At 67.2% G+C, this 18971-nt stretch carries 16 protein-coding genes; 2 read left to right on the top strand and 14 right to left on the bottom strand.

Annotated elements, in window-relative coordinates; all coding sequences use genetic code 11:
• The first annotated feature begins 71 nt into the window (after window positions 1-71).
• Together BOX37_RS18490 and BOX37_RS18485 are read left to right on the top strand one after the other, a co-directional pair.
• Complete coding sequence (locus BOX37_RS18490) at window positions 72-1589, top strand: aldehyde dehydrogenase family protein (RefSeq protein ID WP_071928755.1); 1518 nt, start codon at window positions 72-74, stop codon at window positions 1587-1589.
• On the top strand, window positions 1589-2794 hold the full coding sequence (locus tag BOX37_RS18485) for a CaiB/BaiF CoA transferase family protein (RefSeq protein WP_071928754.1): 1206 nt from the start codon (window positions 1589-1591) through the stop codon (window positions 2792-2794). The genes BOX37_RS18490 and BOX37_RS18485 overlap by 1 nt, the downstream gene beginning before the upstream one ends.
• Before the next feature lie 70 nt (window positions 2795-2864).
• Here BOX37_RS18485 and BOX37_RS18480 read toward each other — a convergent pair whose 3' ends face one another.
• The 14 genes from BOX37_RS18480 to BOX37_RS18415 all read right to left on the bottom strand — a co-directional run bounded on the left by BOX37_RS18480 (window position 2865) and on the right by BOX37_RS18415 (window position 18971).
• Complete coding sequence (locus tag BOX37_RS18480; RefSeq protein WP_071928753.1) at window positions 2865-4112, bottom strand: acyl-CoA dehydrogenase family protein; 1248 nt, start codon at window positions 4110-4112, stop codon at window positions 2865-2867.
• Window positions 4109-5242 carry an acyl-CoA dehydrogenase family protein gene (locus BOX37_RS18475; RefSeq protein ID WP_071928752.1) on the bottom strand — a complete coding sequence of 378 codons (1134 nt, stop codon included), beginning with the start codon at window positions 5240-5242 and terminating at the stop codon, window positions 4109-4111. The genes BOX37_RS18480 and BOX37_RS18475 overlap by 4 nt, the downstream gene beginning before the upstream one ends.
• A complete protein-coding gene (locus BOX37_RS18470; RefSeq protein WP_071928751.1) occupies window positions 5242-5544 on the bottom strand; it encodes a DUF4286 family protein in 303 nt (100 codons plus the stop codon). The genes BOX37_RS18475 and BOX37_RS18470 overlap by 1 nt, the downstream gene beginning before the upstream one ends.
• 31 nt (window positions 5545-5575) lie before the next feature.
• Complete coding sequence (locus tag BOX37_RS18465; protein WP_071928750.1) at window positions 5576-6832, bottom strand: amidohydrolase family protein; 1257 nt, start codon at window positions 6830-6832, stop codon at window positions 5576-5578.
• Window positions 6829-8289: a FadD3 family acyl-CoA ligase gene (locus BOX37_RS18460; RefSeq protein ID WP_071928749.1), complete on the bottom strand. Its 1461-nt coding sequence runs from the start codon at window positions 8287-8289 to the stop codon at window positions 6829-6831. The genes BOX37_RS18465 and BOX37_RS18460 overlap by 4 nt, the downstream gene beginning before the upstream one ends.
• Window positions 8286-9479: an amidohydrolase family protein gene (locus BOX37_RS18455; protein WP_071928748.1), complete on the bottom strand. Its 1194-nt coding sequence runs from the start codon at window positions 9477-9479 to the stop codon at window positions 8286-8288. Before BOX37_RS18455 ends, BOX37_RS18460 begins: the two co-directional genes overlap by 4 nt.
• Window positions 9480-9544: 65 nt before the next feature.
• Window positions 9545-11002, bottom strand: coding sequence for an aldehyde dehydrogenase family protein (locus BOX37_RS18450; protein WP_071928747.1), 1458 nt, complete (start codon window positions 11000-11002; stop codon window positions 9545-9547).
• A gap of 133 nt (window positions 11003-11135) precedes the next feature.
• Window positions 11136-12137 (bottom strand): LacI family DNA-binding transcriptional regulator, encoded by a 1002-nt coding sequence (locus BOX37_RS18445; RefSeq protein ID WP_071928746.1) that lies wholly within the window; start codon window positions 12135-12137, stop codon window positions 11136-11138.
• An 18-nt stretch (window positions 12138-12155) separates the two neighbouring features.
• Window positions 12156-13427, bottom strand: a complete 1272-nt coding sequence (locus BOX37_RS18440) for an MlaD family protein (RefSeq protein ID WP_071928745.1) — start codon at window positions 13425-13427, stop codon at window positions 12156-12158.
• Entirely contained in the window at window positions 13424-14521 is a 1098-nt protein-coding gene (locus BOX37_RS18435) for an MlaD family protein (protein ID WP_084759818.1), read from the bottom strand. Before BOX37_RS18435 ends, BOX37_RS18440 begins: the two co-directional genes overlap by 4 nt.
• Window positions 14518-15618, bottom strand: a complete 1101-nt coding sequence (locus BOX37_RS18430; protein WP_071928743.1) for an MCE family protein — start codon at window positions 15616-15618, stop codon at window positions 14518-14520. Before BOX37_RS18430 ends, BOX37_RS18435 begins: the two co-directional genes overlap by 4 nt.
• The gene (locus BOX37_RS18425) at window positions 15615-16685 is read right to left on the bottom strand and encodes an MCE family protein (RefSeq protein ID WP_084759816.1); all 1071 of its coding nucleotides are present in this window, start codon (window positions 16683-16685) and stop codon (window positions 15615-15617) included. Before BOX37_RS18425 ends, BOX37_RS18430 begins: the two co-directional genes overlap by 4 nt.
• A gap of 4 nt (window positions 16686-16689) precedes the next feature.
• On the bottom strand, window positions 16690-17727 hold the full coding sequence (locus tag BOX37_RS18420; protein ID WP_071928742.1) for an MCE family protein: 1038 nt from the start codon (window positions 17725-17727) through the stop codon (window positions 16690-16692).
• Window positions 17724-18971: an MlaD family protein gene (locus BOX37_RS18415; RefSeq protein WP_156910454.1), complete on the bottom strand. Its 1248-nt coding sequence runs from the start codon at window positions 18969-18971 to the stop codon at window positions 17724-17726. The genes BOX37_RS18420 and BOX37_RS18415 overlap by 4 nt, the downstream gene beginning before the upstream one ends.

The raw sequence follows: 18971 nt of genomic DNA, 5'->3' as shown, positions 1-18971 counted from the left end.
GTGTGCCACGGGCGGATATATTGTTCGCTTGAAGCGAGAATCATATTTCCAACGCTCAGCGAGGAGACGGAATGTCATCCCAGGACACGGACTCGGTCGGCACGTCGGCGCCGACCACAGCGGTCACCAAGCGGCTGCTGATCGACGGACAGCTGGTCGAGGCGGAACAGACGTTCGCCTCGCTCAATCCGGCGACCGGCGAGGTGTACGGCCATGCCCCCGACGCCACGCTCGAACAGACCGAGGCGGCCATCGCCGCCGCCCGTCGAGCCTTCGACACCACCACCTGGTCGACCGATGCCGCGTTGCGGGCCCGCTGCCTGGATCAACTCCATCGGGCGCTGCTCGACAACGTGGAGGATCTGCGCGAGCTGACCATCGCCGAGGTCGGCGCCACCCGGCGCCTGACCCACGGCAACCAGCTCGACCTCCCGATCGAGATCGCCCGCTACTACGCTGATCTGCTGCCCGGGTACTCGTTGACCGAGGAACTCGGCGAGATCGAGCTCCGCGGGGAGCGCCACCGGCGGTGGATCGAAAAGGAAGCCGCCGGAGTCGTTTCGGCGATCGTGGCCTACAACTACCCGCACCAGCTGGCCCTGGCCAAACTCATGCCTGCCCTGGCCGCCGGCTGCACGGTCGTGCTCAAGGCTGCCCCGGACACCCCGCTGGCCACGCTCGCCCTCGGGGAATTGATCGCCGAGCACACCGACATCCCGCCCGGTGTGGTGAACGTGGTGTCCGCCACCGACATCGCGATCGGCAAGCTGATGACCACCCATCCCGACGTCGACCTGATCACGTTCACCGGCTCCACCGTTGTCGGCCGCCAGATCATGGCGGCGGCAAGCGAATCGCTCAAGCGGGTCTTCCTCGAGCTGGGCGGCAAATCCGCCATGGTCCTGCTCGACGACGCCGACTTCGCCACCACGGCCGTGTTCGCCGCCTTCACCATCTGCACCCACGCCGGACAGGGCTGCGCGCTGACCTCCCGGCTGCTGGTACCGCGGGCTCGCCACGACGAGATCGTCGAGCTGGTCGCCACCAATCTCGGCTGGGTCAGCAGCGGTGATCCCAGCGACCCGAAAACGTATATGGGACCGTTGATCAGCGAGCGCCAGCGGGAGAAAGTGCACGGCCTGGTCGAGCGTGCGGTCGCCGCCGGGGCCACCCTGGTCACCGGGGGTGCGAAGGTCGACCCCGGCTTCTTCTACGCGCCGACGCTGCTCGCCGGTGTCGACCCCGACAGCGAGATCGCGCAGGAAGAGGTCTTCGGCCCGGTACTCGTCGTGATTCCCTACGACGATGACGACGACGCCGTGCGCATCGCCAACAACTCGATCTACGGTCTCTCCGGCGCGGTGTTCAGTGCCGATGCCGACCGCGCACTCGCGGTCGCTCGCCGGATCCGCAGCGGCACGTTCAGCATCAACGGCGGCAACTACTTTTCGCCGGACGCACCCTTCGGTGGCTTCAAGCAGTCGGGCATCGGTCGCGAGAGCGGTGTCGCCGGGCTGGAAGAGTTCCTGGAGAGCAAAACCTATGCGGCGGTCGTCGGGTTGAGTGACGCGTCCGAGGGCGCACAGTAGTGCGGCCGCTCGAGGGAATCCGCGTGCTCGAAGTCGCGATGTACGGCTTCGTGCCGTCGGCGGGCGCGGTCCTGGCCGATTGGGGCGCCGATGTCATCAAGGTCGAACACGCGGTCACCGGCGATCCGCAGCGTGGCCTTCGCCAGATCGGCCGATTCCGCGTCGACGGCGACCCCAATCCCAATGTCGAGCACGCCAATCGGGGCAAGCGCAGCATCGGCATCGACATGTCGGTGCCGGAAGGGCGCACGGTCGTCCACGAACTCGCTCGCGGTTCCGATGTGTTCCTGACCAGCTTTCTGCCGCAGGCGCGCAGCAAATTCGGGATCGATGTGGACGACATCCGCGCCGTGAACCCGAAGATCGTCTACGCCCGCGGCAGCGCGCTCGGCCCGCGCGGCGCCGAGTCCGGCAAGGGCGGGTTCGACATGACCGCCTTCTGGTGCCGCGGCTCGGTCGCGGCCACCATCACCCCACCGGGAACCGAGGGCATGATCTCGCCACCGGGTCCTGCCTTCGGAGACACCATTTCCGGGACGAACCTCGCGGGCGGGATCGCGGCGGCACTGCTCAAGCGGGAACGTACCGGCGAACCGTCGGTGGTCGACGTCTCGCTGCTCGGCAGCGGGCTGTGGGCGATGGGGCACTCCATCGCGCTCTCGGCCCATCTCGGTGAGCCGATGGTGGCGCCGGTGCCGGGTGCCCATGGCGCGCCGACCAATCCGCTGTCGGGCCTCTACGCCACCGCCGACGGTCGCTACCTCTCGCTGGTGATGTTGCAGCCCGTGAAATTCTGGGCCGATGTGTGCCGTCACATCGGTCGTCCGGAACTCGCGGCCGATCCCCGGTTCGCCACCAGTGCCGCGATCGCGGCCAATACCGCGGAGGCAGTGGAGATTCTGCGGGAGGAATTCGCGAGCAGATCTCTCGCCGAGTGGACCGAGCGCCTGACCACCCTCTCGGGCCCGTGGGCGCCGGTGCAGGACAGTGTGCAGGTCGGCGCCGATCCGCAGATCCAGGCCAACGAGTACCTGGTGCGGGCCGGTGAACTCGAATTGGTCACCAACCCGGTGCAATTCGATGTCACCGCGCCCGCACTGGCACCCGGCCCCGAGTTCGCCGCGCAGTCCGAGGAGATCCTGCTCGAGCTCGGGCTGGACTGGGAGCGCATCATCGCTCTCAAGACGGCGGGCGCGATTACCTAGTCCTCGATCACGAAAGGCTCCGGCGGGCCGTCCGTTCTCGGCCCGCCGGAGCCTTTCGCTGTGCCCGGCTTCAGCGGCCGCATTCCACCTGGTCGAACGGCAGATCACGATCGGCGGCGGCTTCGCGGGGCATGCCGAGCACTCGCTCGCTGATGATGTTGCGGGCCATTTCGGTGCTGCCGCCCGCCAGGCTCCATGCCTGCCGCATCAGATAGTCCTGCCCGGCCTGGCCGGTTCCGGCGTCGTCGGCGCCGGAACCGGTGGCGGCCGCCGACCCTGCTATCCGCACGGCCATGTCGGCCTGCAGCCACGAATTCCGCGCGCTGAACAACCGGACCATCGATCCGGCGGCGGGGTCGAGTGCCCCGGCCGCGATGCCACCGGTGACCCGGGTGATCAGTTGGTCGTGCACCATGTTCAGCGCGCGCGCCTCGCCGATGTCCTCCCTGACCCGGGGATCGTGCCATTGCCCTGTCCGCCTGGCCAGTTCGGCGAGTCCGGACACATCGCGGCCGCTGTGCGCTTGCGCGCCGCTGGCGTAGGGCGACGCGCCGCCGACAGCACTGCGCTCGTGCAGCAGCTGCCGTTTCGCGGTCTCCCAGCCGCCGTTGACCTCGCCGAGCACCGCGTCGTCGGGGAGCACGACATCGTCGAAGAACTCTTGGCAGAACTCTCGGGAGCCGTCGACCTGGGTGATCCGCGCGACGGTGACGCCCGGCGCGCGCACCGGCACCAGGAACATGGTCAGCCCGGCGTGTTTGGGTACCTTCCAATCGGTGCGCGCCAGGCACAGCCCGTAGTCGGCCGCGTAGGCCCCCGAACTCCAGATCTTGGCGCCGTTGAGCACCCAGGTGTCGCCCCTGCGCTCGGCGCGGGTGGTGAGCCCGGCCAGATCCGAGCCGCCCCGTGGTTCGGACAGGAACTGCACGAGCAGCTCTTCGCCACGCAGCACGGCGGGAAGATGGGTGCGCTTCTGCGTCTCGCTGCCGGTGTCCAGAATCGTCGCCGCGCAGATGGTGAGGGTCGGGATGTTGAGCGCCAGCGGCATCTCATAGGCGCGGGACTCCTCGCTGAACGCCCGCTGGTGCTCGGGTGTCAGTCCGAGACCACCGTATTCCCGCGGAAAGCAGATGCCGGCGAAGCCGCCGTCGTAGAGCACCCGTTGCACTTGCTTGGCACGTTGCCAGGATGCCTCGGACTTGTCGGCCTCGCCGTGCTGGTTCGGCGGTGCCGGTGCAAGGTTGTTCGCCAACCAGTGTCGAGCCCGGTCACGGAAGTGGTCGACGGGTTCGAGGTCCGGGGTGGTGGGCACAGTCACGCGACCTTCCTGTCCAGGAGATCGGTGAGGCGCCGCCGATGCTCCTCCGGCGTTCCGTACAGCGCGCGCCCGAAGGTGACCCGCCGCAGATAGAGGTGCAGATCGTGCTCCCAGGTCACGCCGATCCCGCCGTGGATCTGTACACAGTCCTGGAGCAGGCCCGGGGTGACGGCACTGATGTAGGACTTGGCGACGCTGACGGCCTCCGCGGTGCTGATCGGGTCGTTCCCGAAGGCGTTCGCGGCGGCCCACGCGGTGGCCTGGCAGGCTTCCAGCGAGGTGATGTGCTCCGCGGCGCGATGTTTGAGCGCTTGATAGGACGCCAGCTGCCGGCCGAAGGTGTAGCGGTCGAACATCCACCGCGTGGTCAGGCCGAAGGCGTGCGCGGCCGCACCGGCCGACTCCGCCGCGGTGAGCGTCGCGGCGATCTGCCACTGGGCATCCAGCGCAGCAGCGGTCTCGTCGGGATCGCGGTGCACCACCGCGTCCCGGCCGACGAGGACATCGGCGAATTCGACTGTCGCGGTGCGGCGCACGAGGTCGAGCGTCCAGGTCGGGGTGATGGTAACGCCCGGCGCGTCCGCGGCGATCAGGACCTGCATCGGCCCGTCGGGACCACGGACGGTCACCAGGAACACCTCGGCCTGATCGCCGCATTCGACCCGATCCTTGACGCCGCGGACGTGGAATCCGTCGCCATCGGGCACCGCGAGGGTGTCCACCGCCGCGGGCCCGAGGCCGTGGCCTGGCTCGTAATGTGCCCAGGCGGCGATGGTCTGGCCACTGAGCACCGCGTCGAGCAGCTCGGCGAACCGGTCCCGCTCGCGGACCACGCCGGCCAGGACGGCGCTGATGGTGACGAGCGGGCCGGGCGCGCAGGCACGCCCGAACTCGCTCGCGACGAGGGCGAGGTCGGCCACCGGCGCCCCCGAGACCGATCCGCCGCCGAGGTCCTCCGGGACCAGCGGCGCGGTCCAGCCCAGTTCGGCACCGCGCCGCCACCATGAGCGATCGAACCCGATGCCGGTCGCGGCGAGCCCGCGCACGACATCGAGCGGAACCGACTTGGCGAGGAACTCACGGGTGGTCGAGCAGAGCAGCCGCTGGTCGGCGGACAGCCCGAAGTCCATCAGAGCGATTCCCAGACAGTCACTTTCATGGCCGCCGGGTCGATGGCCGGACTGAGCCTGATGCGGCCGTCCGCGGAGCGCACCTTGATCTCCTTCAGGACGGCCTCGGCATCGCCGTCGATGTCGTAGTCGGCCTGGTAGGTGAATTCCGGCGGCTGGCCACCCACCGGCTGGGCGCGGAGCCGGTGGCAGGACTTCACCCCGGGTATCGCCAGCATGTCGGGGATGTGAACCTCGGTGTACCAGGTGTTGTATTCCTCGTCCATGCCCGCTCGGGGGCTGGAGAAGACGATGAGATGCATGGTGGTGTCTCCTTCGGGGTTGTTCGAGTGATCAGCTGATGTGCTGGGCGGCGTAGCGTTCGGCCCATTCCTTGCGCGGCCGGATGGTCAGATCGACATCGCGCGCGGTGTTCCGCAGCGCCGCGACGGTCGCCTCTTCGCGCGGGATGTGGGCGAAGGGATCCCAGTCGAGGAACCGGCAGGCGTTCTGCCAGGTGATCTTGTGGATGTCGGTGTCATCGGCACCGGCACTGTTGAGTTCTTCGAGTACGTATTCCGGCGCATCGGGGAACAGTGAGTCCGAATGCGGGTAGTCGCATTCCCACGCGATGATGTCGATGCCGATGTCGTGTCGCATCTTGAGCGAGTTGCGATCGGTGACATAGCAGGCCATGACGTGCTCGCGGAACACATCACTGGGCATCCGGCCACCGAAGTCGCGCCGCAGCCATTTCTGGTTGGTGTAGTGGCGATCGGAGCGGTCCAGATAGAACGGGATCCACCCGATCCCGCCTTCGGACAGGGCGACCTTGAGCCCGGGATAGGTCCGCAGAGCCGGACCCCACAGCAGGTCCTGCACGGCGATCTGGGACACCGTGGGCGCCAGGCACATGAGGTTGTCGATCGGCGCGTTCGGCGCCAGACGAAGCGCGCCGAAGCCCTGACCGATGTGCAGGTTCATCACCAGCCCGGTCTCGGCGAGCGCCGCCCACACCGGCGCCCAGTACTCGCCGTCGTGATAGGAGGGCAATCCGTCGACGTGCGGCAGTTCCGGCATCGTGACGCCCCGGAAGCCCTTGGCGGCGACCCGGTTGATCTCGGCGACGGCGAGGGCGGGATCCCACAGCGGCAGAATCGCGTTCGGAATGAACCGGCCCGGGTAGGTGGCGCACCATTCGTCGACGTGCCAGTCGTTGTAGGCCGAGATGACGGCGATGGTGATCTCGTCTTTGAACTGGCTCAGGTGCCCGGCACTGAATCCGGCGAAGGTCGGAAAGCACATCGAGGACAGGATGCCGTTGGCGTTCATGTCCGCCACCCGGCTGTGGATGTCGTAGACCCCTGGCCGCATCTCGGCATAGCGGGCCGGGTTCTTGTCCCATTCCTCCTTCGGCCACCCCACCACGGCGTTCAATCCGGTGACGCCCACCGGTTTACCGCGATAGACCCACTGGTCGACGCCTTGGTCGTTGGTGATCAGCTTCGGGATGTACTCGGCGTATTTCGCGGGCGTGTGCCGGTCGAACATGTCGGCCGGCTCGACCACGTGGTCATCGATACTGACCAGGATCATGTCGGAGAAGTTCATTGAGATTCCTCGATGTCAAGGGAACGGAGTTGGCGCAGTTGGTCTTTCATGACCTTGCCGGTGGCGTTGAGCGGCAATTCGTCGAGAAACCACACGGATCGAGGCGCTTTGAAACCGGCCATCCGATCCCGGCTCCATGCGATCAATTCGGCTTCCGACACCGGGTTGTTCGCGACGACGAAGGCCCGGCCGACCTGACCGAGCCGATCGTCGGGGACACCGACGACAGCGACCTGGGCCACGGCGGGATGTTCGAGCAGAAAGGCTTCGATCTCGGCCGGATAGGCATTGAAGCCGCCCACGATGAACATGTCCTTCTTGCGGCCGATGATCTGCAATCGGCCGTCCGGATCGAGGCTGCCCAGATCGCCGGTGTGCAGCCACCCTTCGGCGTCGACGGCCTCGGCCGTGGCGACCGGATCGTCGAAGTAGCCCTGCATGACGCTGTAACCGCGAACGAGTACTTCGTCGTCCTCGGCGATGCGCACCTGCACCCCGTCGCAGGGGGTTCCCACCGTGGTCGCGATCTGTTCGAAGGTGTCGCCGGGCCGCGACGCGGTCGCGGTGCCTGCTTCGGTCAGCCCGTATCCGGTCATGATCGACTGGAAAGGCAGCTCCGTCTTCACTCGCCGGATCAACTCCACCGGAATATCGGCTGCCCCGGTGACCGCGGCCCGCAGCGACGACAGATCGTAGGTGTCCGGTGCGTCGAGCAGGGCGTGGTACAGGGTGGGCGGGCCGGGCAGCATCGTCACCCGCTCGCGTTCGACGAGCTCGAGCACGCGCTCGATCTCGAAGACCGGCACCGGCAGGATGGTGGCGCCTCTGATCAGCGAGCTGATCAGCCCGGCTTTGTAGCCGAAGGTGTGGAAGAACGGGTTGACGATCAGATAGCGGTCACCCTGGCGCAGGTCGGCCAGATCGCACCATTCCGAGTACAACCGCAGGGTCTGCCGATGATTCATCATCACGCCCTTGGGCCGACCGGTGGTGCCCGAGGTGTAGATGATGTCGGCGATGTCGGTACCGGTCATCGTCGGTTCGACAGGCTCACCGTCGGCGAGGAAATCCGATGCCAGATCGATGACCGGTACGCCCTGCGGACCGGTGTACTGCGTGCCGAGGAAGCCTTGTTGCACCAACAGCAGCTGAGCGCCACTGCGTCGCACGACATCGGCCGCTTCCTCGGCTTTGAATCGGGTGTTGATCGGCACCAGCACGCCGCCCGCGGTGACCAGTCCGAAGGCCGCGATGATCCACTCCACGGAGTTGGGCGCCCAGATCGCCGCACGGTCACCCTTCTCGATGCCCGCCCCGGCGAACGCGCCCGCGGCCCGGCGGACTCGGTCTGCGAGCTCGATGAAGCTCAACCGCTGTGCTCCGTCGACGACCGCTTCGGCGTTACCGAAGCGATCGGCGGCGCTCAGCACCATCTGCGGAATGGTCTCCCAGGTCATACCTTCAGCAGCCTCGCGAGGTTGCCGCCCATGATCTTGGCCTGGTGCTCCAGGTTCATGTCCTTGATCTCATGGATGTAGCGAGCGGGCTCGGCCAGGCCCTCCGGGTGCGGGTAGTCCGAGCCGAACAGGACGTTGTCCACGCCGATGAGGTCGGCGATCGCGCCGAGATCCTCTTCCCAGAACGGGCTGACGAAGATGTTGCGCTTGATCGCCGCCACCGGGTCCTGATGGCCGAAGCCCTCGGGCGCCTTCTTGGCGACATCGGCGAGATTCTCGAGCAGCGGCGCCAGCCACGACGCGCCGTTCTCGATGACCGCCACCTTGAGTTCGGGGAAGCGGAACAGCGCGCCGTGGCACACCCAGGACGCCACCGCGTCCTGGATCGGGCGCCATTCGGTCGTCATCCGGAAGGTGTTGGTCTGGAACGGCAGCATCTCCAGGCTGGAGCCCTCCCACTCGGCGTTGTGCCGCGAATAGCCGCTGTCGGAGGAGTGCATGGTGACGAGAATGTCGTGCTCGACCACCCGCTTCCAGAACGGGTCGAACTCCGGCAGCGCGAACGAGCGCATGCCGCGCAGGCCGGGGACCGGTGCCGGGCGCACCAGAATGGCCTTGGCGCCGTGCTCGACGCACCAGTCGAGCTCCTCGATCGCCTTCTCGACGATCGGCAGGCTCACCACCGGGACGGTGAAGATGCGGTCCTTGTAGACGAAATTGCCGTCCTCGCCCCAGGTTTCGAGAAGCCACTGGTTCAGCGAGTGGACCACCGCGTGGATCAGGTCAGGGTGGTGACGCATCCGCTCCTCGACGAGGCTGGCCAGCGTGGGGAACATCAGTGAGCGGTTCAACTGGAGTTCGTTCATGAGCTCGAGGCGCGCGCCCGGCTCACGGAAGGCCGGGATCGAGCGCATCGACTTGCCGAAGATCTCCCGCTTGCTCTTGCCCTCCGGATTGCCGTTCTTGAAGTAGTCCTCCATGGCGCCGGGGCGGGCGACGACCTCGAAGGTGGGGTTGGGAATGTACTCGCTGATCTGGCCGAGGACCGCGATCTTGGTGCGCCCGTTGAGCTCGACGTACTTGATCGTCCCCTCGTACTCCTTGGGGAGGAACTTGGTCAGCGCCTCCTTGGTCTCGTAGAGGTGGTTGTCCGCGTCGAACAACTGATACGGCAGATCCAGCTGCGTCATGAGATCCTCCTTGTTGAGTTGTGAGAATCATATTCTCACAGAATGCGCATGGCAATATCCGACCGCTACATCTGCGCCCAGACGGTCTTGGTCTGCAGGTAGGCCTCGAGGCCCGCTTTGCCGGCTTCGTAACCCCAGCCCGACTGTTTGTAGCCACCGAAGGGCATCGAATGGTCGAACACCATCTGGCAGTTCAACGAGACGGTTCCGGCTTGCAGCTGCTTGGCCAGTCGATGTCCGCGGCCGATGTCCTTGGTCCAGACGGTGGCGGCCAGTCCGTAGGTGCTGTCGTTGGCCATCGCGACGACCTCCTCTTCGGTGTCGAAAGGCAGGATCGTGACGATCGGCCCGAAGATCTCCTCGCGGTACAGGCGGCTGGTCGCCGGGTCGACATCGGTGACCACGGCGGGGTGGACGAAGTAGCCGGTTCGGTCGAGACGTTCACCGCCGGTGACGAATTCGACGCCTTCGGTTTTGCCCTGATCGACGTATCCCAGCACCCGGGTGAGCTGCTTGGCGCTGATCAGTGGGCCGATCATGGTGCCCTCTTCCTTGGGCCCGCCCAGCTTCATGTTGTCGGCCAGATTCGCGATGCCCGCCACGACCTTGTCGTAGGCGCCGCGCTGCACGAAGATGCGCGAACCGCAGACGCACGCCTGACCCGAATGTATGAAGGAGCCGAAACCGGCCATCATGATCGCCATGTCGAGATCGGCGTCGTCGAAGATCAGCACCGGCGACTTGCCGCCGAGCTCGAGGGTGATCTTGTTGAGGTTGCTCGCCGCCGAGGCCTGCACGATCGCCCGGCCGACTTCGGTGGAGCCGGTGAAGGCGACCTTGTCCACGTCCGGATGCGCGGTGATCGCCGCGCCGGTGGTGTGTCCGTAGCCGTTGATCAGATTGACCACGCCGTCCGGCACGCCGGCCTGAGCCAGGATCCGGTCGAGTACCAGCGCCGAAAGCGGTGTCTCCTCGGCGGGTTTCACCACGCTGCTGCACCCGGCCGCGAGGGCGGGAGCGACCTTGGCGCAGTAATTGAAGACCGGGCCGTTCCACGGGAAGATCAGCCCCACCACGTCATAGGGCTCCTTGAGGGTGTAGGCGTGCTGTCGCGATTCCACGCCCGTCAGTCCACCGGCGTTCACGTCGTGGGCGATGCCGTCGATCTTGGTGCACCAACCGGCGTAGTAGCGAAACCATTCCGAACCGATGGCGACGATGGTCGCGGCCTGGTTCTGCGGGATTCCGGCGTTGACCGATTCGAGTTCGGCCAGCAGTTCGGTGTTCTCGTCGATCAGATCCGCGACGCGCCAGAGGATCTTGGATTTCTCGCTGCCGGCCAGGTTCTTCCAGATGCCGGACTTCGACGCGGCTTTCGCCCGTGCGACGGCGTCGTCGACGGCTTCGGTGCCGCCGTCGGTGAATTCGGTGAGCTGTTGCTCGGTGACGGGATCGATGACGGGGATCACGTCACCGGTGCCGGGGCGGTTGCGGATCTCGTCCAGCACGTTCTGCACGGTCATGGTGTAGCTCCTCGCGTGTCAGCGGTGTTCCAGCGCGCGGATTCGGTACGCGGATCCACCGTCGTCGCTAGGTTAAGCGCATAACCATCGGGGTGTCCAGACCTGAGCGGGACCGCTGGCGAGGAGCCGGAAGCTAGGTGGAGGCCCGCACGACGAGGTGCGCGACGTCGGTCGGCGAGGGCGCGGGCGGGGCCGGATATCCCAGCTCGGTGAGTACCGCGGCGACCGCGGCGTCGGCGACCGCGGCGGGGTTGAACTGCACCGTGGTCAGGGGCGGATCACACAGTGCCCCCATGGGATTGGCATCGATGCCGAGCACGGCGAGGTCGTGCGGGCAGCGCAGTCCCGCTTCCCGCAGACCGTGCAACACCATGCCCGCGATCTCATCGCTCTGCGCGCACACCGCGGTGACACCGTCGCGCACCCAGCCGGTGACCACGTCGGCCGCGTTGCTCGTGGTGACTTCGTCCACCGTGATCGGCGGCAGGTCGTGTGCCCGCGCGGCGTCGATGATCCCGCGGAGCCAATAGTCGCCCAGGGCGCGCCAGGTGGCGTCACCGGTGTGTCCGAAGGCGATCTTGCGGTGACCGCGTGCGACGAGGTGTCCCACGCGCAACACGCCGACGGTGAGCAGTGGGTCGCCGAGCGCGGGCAGCAACCCGATCTCGATCAGCGGAACCTTCGCGGCGTTGACCTTGCCTCGTGCGTCACTGCTCAACGGGAACAGGCTCAGCACCGCGATCGGATCGAGGTTGTCGATCGCGTCGATGACCTGCTGGTAGTCCTCGGTCTCGAAGATCTGTACCTGGAGCAAACCGTGGCGAGCGAGTGCGGTGGCCATCAGACTGCCGGCCTGAATCGGCATGTCGCCCACCGCGACCCGCGGCAGGACGGACAGCACCACGCCACTCCCACCACGCGCGAGGTTGCGCGCGGCGGCATTGGGCCGATAGCCGAGCTGTCCGGCGGCGCTGTAGACCGCCTCCCTGGTGCGGGGGGAGATCCGCTTGCCCGCGGAGTTGTTCAAGACATAGCTCACGGTCGCGGTCGACACGTTCGCCAGTCGGGCGACATCGGCGTGGGTGGGCCGCGTGCTCTTACCGGCGCTCGTCGCGTCACGATCGGGAGCGGCCATGGACTCATGATGGCACCGTCATCGGGTGCCGGGCGCATAGGGCCCACCGTAGGGAGTGGGAACCGTCAGGGGGCCCACCGGCGCGGGCTCGGCGGTCTGCAGGGGGTCGGCAGGCGGCGGCGCGGGAACAGGATCGTCGGTGGGGCGTGGAGCGTTGCGAGCACCACGCGGCATGAGCGTGGGATCGGGATCGGTGCAGTCCGCGTTGACGTAAGGGTGCGCGTAGTCGGGCACGGAGCCGGGCCGTCGAGGCACGTCGTAGTCGCAGGCGTATCGGGGATAGATACTGGCCAGCGCCCACACACCGCCGTCGTGAAACGCCGAGGCGACGGCGTCGAGGGCCGATCCGGCGCGTTGCTGGGGAAAGAAGAACTCGTTGAGGGCGGGGATCCGGGAGTAGGCGACCTGCGAGACGGTGACCAGGTTGCCCAGCAGCCGCACCATGGTCGGTGAGTTCTCGGCGAGAACAGTGTCGAGCTCGCGCAACATCGGCGGTGTCTGCGCGAGCAGCTGTTCGTAGCCGCCGGTCATCGACGCCATGCCGCCGAGCGCGGTGGCGAGGTTCGCGGAGGTGGCCCGCAACGTGCCGCGGCCGTCGTGCAGTGCCATGACGACCACTCGACTGTTGTTCAGCAAGTTCACCGTGTTCGGCAGCACCGTGTCGAGCGTGGAGATGAGGAACGTGCCACCGTCGATGATCGCCGCCAGTTTCTCGGGGCCCGCCGGGCCGACACCCAGTTCACGCGAGATCGTCGCGAGCCGGTCGGGATCGATCTGGGCGAGAGTGCCGCTGAGGCTTTGCAGCATGTCCGACATCGGTACCGGGGTGGAGGTGCGGTCGGCGGTGATCAGCGCGCCGTCGGTCAGAAAGGGGCCGTCGTTGCTCGCGGGCAGGAAATCCAGATACTGCTCGCCGGCGGCCGACAGCGCCGCGATGCGCACCTGCCCGGACTCCGAGATCGCGACATGCTCGTCGATGGCGGCGACGGCGATCACCTTCTCGCCGACAATCTGGACCGAGTCCACGCGCCCCACGCGCACACCACGCAGGGTGACTTCCTGTCCGGGCAGCAGCCCGCCGGACTGTGCGAGTTCGACGTGTACTCGGTAGGGGCGATCGAGTGGGTCGATGCCGAAGGTGGACAACAGCAGGTAGGAACAGGCGCCGGTGAAGATGGCGAGCAGTCCGAGCAGCGAGACCACGGATCGATGCCGGTGTGCGGCGCGCACGAACTCGACGAGCACGCGGGCCGGTCCTTCCGCCCTGCTCCGAGCAGCGGTCGCGGTCATCGTGGAGCTCCTGTCAGCCGGTTGCCCAGCCGTGTGATCATGTGCTGGAGCGAGCCGACGAACGCGGTCCAGTCGGTGATGTCGGGAGCCCGGCCGCCGACTCCGCCCGGATTCGCCGGATCGGGGATCGCGAGCTCGGCGACGTCGACCGCGACGTGACCGTTGGGGCCACTGATCATCTTGAGCACGATCTTGATCATGTCGTTGACCGCGTCGAGGTCGGCCTCGGGATTGCGCGCGGCGGCGTCGAGGTTCGCGGCCAATTGGTTGATGTTGACAGCCATGCTCGTGGTGTTGGTGCCGGCGACACTGGGGAACCGGGCGAGCTGGTTGGCGATCGTGTGGACCCGATCCACCAGGGTGACCACCGAATCGGTGTTCTCGGCCAGGACGTCGATGGCCGGTCCGGCCGCGGCGACGGCATCGGCGAGCGTGGCCTGCTGGGCAGCCACGGTCGCACTGAGATCGGTCGCGGCGTGCAGCACGCCGTTGATCTGGTCGGTGCGGTCGGTGAGGCTGCCGAGCAGGGCTCGGGTCTCATCGAGAAGCGCGGCGAGCCGGTCGCCGCGGCCTCCGACGTGTTCGCTGAGCGCGGCGACCACCGTGGTGAGGTATTGGATGGTGCCGCCGTTGACCAGAAGAGTCGCGCGCGTGAGCATTTCCTCGATGGTCGATGCCGCCGAGGTCGACTCCAGTGCGATCGCGTCGCCGTCGTCGAGCAGGGCGGTGCCGGGCTCGACGGTCGGCGGCGAGGTGATCGCGACGAAGACATCGCCCATCGGTGTGGCCGATCGCAGCTGGGCCGACGCACCGACGGGCAGCCGGACGGCCGAGCTGATGCGCAGCGTCACCACGGCGGTGTAGTCGCGCGCCGACATGGACTCGACTTGGCCGATGTCGGCGCCGTTGAGCGTGACCTTGGCCTTGGTCGGCAGGTTGAGCGCGTTGGAGAACGTCGCGGTGAGCGTGTAGGTGTCGCCGCCGAGCCCCGGTGCGGGCAGCGGGAGCTGATCCAGCCCCATGGCACATCCGGTGGCGGACAGGGTGAGCGCGACGACCGCGAGCCGGGGTGCTGTCCGGAGGCGAGGCGTCATCGGCCGCTCTTTTCCGCGATGCCCGCCAGGATGGCGGTGATACCGAAATCCGGTCCCATGTCGCGCAGGGTGCCGGTGGCGCAGCCGAGGTTCTGCAGCTGCAACAGATTGCAGATCTCCTTGACCATCTGGCCATCGAGCAGCAGCCGGTTGACATCCACACTGGCGCGCAGCGCGCGGACATTCGGGTCGACGGAGTTGTAGGCGTTGTCGACGACCATCGGGAACACATCCAGGAACTGGGCGAGGTTGTAGTCGTAGTCGGCCAGCGAAGCGGTGACGGTGTCGGCGTTGCCCGCGAGTCCGGAAATGGTGTCCTGGTGGCGTTGCAGCAGCTCGGTGACCTGGCCGATGATCCGGTTCAGCGCGGCGCCGGTCGCACCGGTGCCCAGCTGCTGGTCGGCCAGGAAGTCACTGAGTTGCGCTACGGCACCACCGAATTCACGCAGCGTTCGATCATTGCGCGCCGCCGCCGCGGTCAGCTCGTCGAGGTTGGTGACGACGGTGGTGATCGCGTCGCGGGTGGCGGCCCCATTGTCCTCGCCCAGTTGCAGCGCCCGGGAGAGCTCACCGAGCGCCGCCCGCATCTCGTCGCCGTTTCCTTCGGTCGCGGCCGACCCCAGGTCGATCAGGTCGGCGACCGGGCCCGCGCCGTTGCCGTCACCGCTGAGCGAGACGGACAACTTCTGTGCCATCGACAGCAGGGCGTCGAACTCCACCGGCGACTTCGTCTGGGCCAGATCGAGCACCGCTCCCGATGGCAGGGTCGGTCCGCCCCGGTAGACCGGGGTGAGTTCGATGTGGCGGTCGGTGAGCAGCGAGTCCGAGATCGTGACCGCTTGCACATCGGCGGGCAGCTGGATCGAGCCGTCGATGCGCATCTCGACGACGACCTCGGTGCCGCGGGCTTCGATCCGCACGATACGGCCGACGCGCATGCCGAGCACCGAGACCGGGTTGCCCTCGTACAGACCGTTGGCATTGGCGAATTCGGCGGTGATGGTGGTGTCCGGTTCGGTGCCGATCCCGCAGCCGGCCAGGCAGGCCGTGGTCAGCGTGACCACGGCGAGTTTCAGGGTGGACAGCAGTGTGTTCATCGGCAGTCCTGGAGATAGGGGGCTTTGCCCGCGTCGACGGCGATGGCACTCAACGCGCACATCCACGAGTCGACGAAAGCGCCGTCGGGGGCGTTGGCGTTCAGTTCCGCGCCGGTGCCGGTGGCATTGGCGAACATGCGCCAGGGGACCGGAAGGATCTGCAGGATGCTGCGCAGCAGGTCGTCGTGGCCGGCCATCATCGCGGTCATGTCGCGCAGGTCGGTCAGCAGTTGTTCGATTTCGGCACGCCCACCGACCACGATCGGTTCGAGCCGCTGGACCAGGGTGGTCGTCGCGTCGAGCAGTCGATGCAGCGCGTCCTGGCGGGCGAGGATCTCCCGCAAGACGATGCCGCCCTGGCCGACCACCGAGGCGAGTTCGGCTTGCTGGGTACGGATCACGGTGCTGACCTGGTCGGTACTGGTGAGCAGGGTTCCGATCTGATCGCGTCGGGTCGCGATGACGTTCGACAGCGACCGGATGTCGCGCAGGATGCCCGGGACCAGCGACGGTACGCCGTCGAGCCCTTGCGACAACGCCGTCATCGACTCGGCGATCTGGTCGGCGTCGAGTTGGTCGAAGGTGGTTGTCGCGTCTTGCAGGGCGGTCTCGAGGTCGTAGGGAACGCTGGTCTGGGACAACGGAATACGGTTCTCGCGCAGTTCACCACCGCCGGAGGAGCGCAATTCGACATAGCGCGAGCCGAGCAGGGTGGTCAGCTTGATCGCGGCCGCGGTATCGGTGCCCAGAGTGACCTCGTTGTCGACGGTCAACGTCACCTCGACCCGGTCGCCGGCGAGCCGGGTGCCGGTCACCGTGCCGACGGGAATTCCGGCCCAGGTCACCGGGTCGCCCGCGGCGACCCCCGCGGCTTGCGCGAATTCGGCTCGCACGGTGCGTGTGCCGAGGTGCAGCGAGTTGATCACGAGCAGCCCGACCAGCACCAGCGTCAGCACGAGCACGGCGATGAGGCCGGTCCGCAACGCCTTGTCGGTGGCGATCGGGCCCGCACCCGCGGCACCAGGTCGCGGCAGCACAGGGATGAGGGCGCGCAGGGATGTCTTCATGGTTCTACCTACAGATCGCGGAGTGCTGGGGCCGGCCGGTGGGGGAGGCTGCGCCCAGGATCTGCGTGATCACGGGATCGATCCCCGGGATGATGCTGAAACTGATGTCGCAGACATAGGCGTTGACGAAGGCGCCGGCGTCGGTGGCCCGGATCATGGACTGGAACAGCTGGGGAAGATTGAAGCCGAGGAAGGCGAAACGCTCCTTCCCGTCGACGAAATGGCGCGCGAAGCCGGGTTCGCGGTCGATGAACTCCGTCAGCGACGGGCTCGCGCCGTCGATCACCGCGGCCGCGTCGGCGACGACGGTGGAGATCTGCGCGGTCTGGTCCAGAAGCGTGTCGCGGCGAGTCTCGAGTGCCTCGAAGATCTTGCGGGTCTGGGTGAGGGTCGTCTGTATTCCGGCGCTCTGTCCGGCCAGCGTGGCCATCACCGTCGACAGATTGTCGATCAGCGCGCCGAGGATCTGATCCGGCCCGGCGAAGGACTCGACCAGGGTCGCGGTCTCGGTGATCAGCGCCGCGACCGCGCCGTCGTCGCCTTGCAGAGCCCGGATCAGCGCGGAGGTCAGGTTGTCGACGTCGTTCGGGTCGAGTGCGCTGAACAACGGCTGGAATCCGTTGAGCAGACCCGACAGATCGAAGGACGGTTCGGTGCGCTCGAGTGGGATGCGCGCCCCTGGGTTCAGCGGCGCCGGATCGCCTGCTTCGGCTCGGCTCAGTCCCAGGTAGCGCTGCCCGATCAGATTCTGATAGATGACCGAGGCGACGGTATTGGCGTAGACGGGCTGATCTCGCTGGATTCGGAAGCCGACTTCGGCGTGTGGCCCGTGGATGTCGATGGAGTCGACCCGGCCCACCGGTACGCCGGCGACGCGGACGTCGTCGCCGACGCGCAACCCCGAGACGTCGCTGAACACAGCGGAATAGGCGTGCGTATCACCGGCGACGTCGCGTTGCAGGGTCGCCCGGACCATCCAGGTGAGCAGGGCGGCGACGAGCAGGAAGGCGGTCAGGCCGACGAGGTCGCGTCTGTTTTTCACCGTGGTTCTCCGGTGGCTGGTGGGGTGGGTACGGCCAGGCCGAGCAACTCCGCGAGGACACCGACTTCCTTGGGCAGACCGAGGCTTTCGGCCACGATCTCGTGCTGCTCGAACAAGTTCACCGGTTGGTCGGCGGCACCGATGACCGGTGGGCCCGCCGCGGGTCCGTGTTCGCAGCTCGCACCGGCCAGTTCGCCGTAGCGGGGGCAGTCGGTGCGGGTGTACTGCTTGTGCGGTGTCAGTTCGAGGATCACTTTCGCGGTGCCACTCTGTGTCTCGGGGTTCCAGAAGTCGTGGGTGAACACCCGCGCGATCCGGGTTTGCGAGGTCGTCATCTGGACGAAGTTGACGCTGCCCGCGGCGAGGACCTGCAGCACCGGACCCAGCCGGGAATTGAGGTCGACGATGGTCTCGGTCCGGTTGTTCAGTGCGGTGCCGACCGTTTCGGTCGTCGCGATGCCACCGGTGAGCAGTTCGGTCAAGCGGACTCGCTGCTCGGCGACGCTGCGCATCGGCCCGATCGCGTTGTGTAGCGCGGCCAGCAGATCGGGTGCGGACTCCTGGAGCCCGTGCACTGCCTCGGCGAGCCCGGTGAGCAGTGCGGTGGTGTCGTCGGTGCCCGACAGCTCGCCGCGGTAGGCACGCACGATGCGCTCCAGCTGAGTGGCCGCCGCCAGCGCGTCCGCGCCGCGGCCACGGGTCGCTCGTTCGACGGTCTCCAGGATTCCGAGGGTGGGGTCGGTGCCGGGGCGCCCCACGGCGTCGACGATGCGGCTCAACGCGGTGAGTGAGGTCTGCAGCTGCACACTGGCTTTGCTGTGGTCCTCCGATATCGACGCGCCGGACCTCAGCGGGGCACCGGGTCCGTTGTCGATGAGCTGGACCGAAGGCACCGCGAACACATTGCTCGGGACCACGCGTGCGGTCACCGTCGCTGGAATCGCGGCGGCGTGCTCGGGTGTCAGCTCGATGCGCACCGTGTTGAGGTGGGTACCGTCGGCGGCCACCACGTCCTGCACGGTCCCGACCAGCACGCCGCGATACTTGACATCGGACCGTTTCGGTAGCCCGTCGCCCACGTCGCCCAGCATCGCGGTGACCTCGACCGTGTCCGCGAACGCGCCTTCGGACCGGGCGATCATCGCCGTGACGGCGGCGACCACGACGGTCAACGCGGCCAGCCCGCGCACGAACAGCCCGATGTTGCTCAGGTGCCGGTCGTCGGATTCGAAAACTATGGACAT

The sequence above is a fragment of the Nocardia mangyaensis genome (assembly GCF_001886715.1).
Taxonomy (GTDB): domain Bacteria; phylum Actinomycetota; class Actinomycetes; order Mycobacteriales; family Mycobacteriaceae; genus Nocardia; species Nocardia mangyaensis.
Note: the sequence above shows the minus strand (reverse complement) of the source record. Positions and strands in the feature narration are given on the sequence as shown.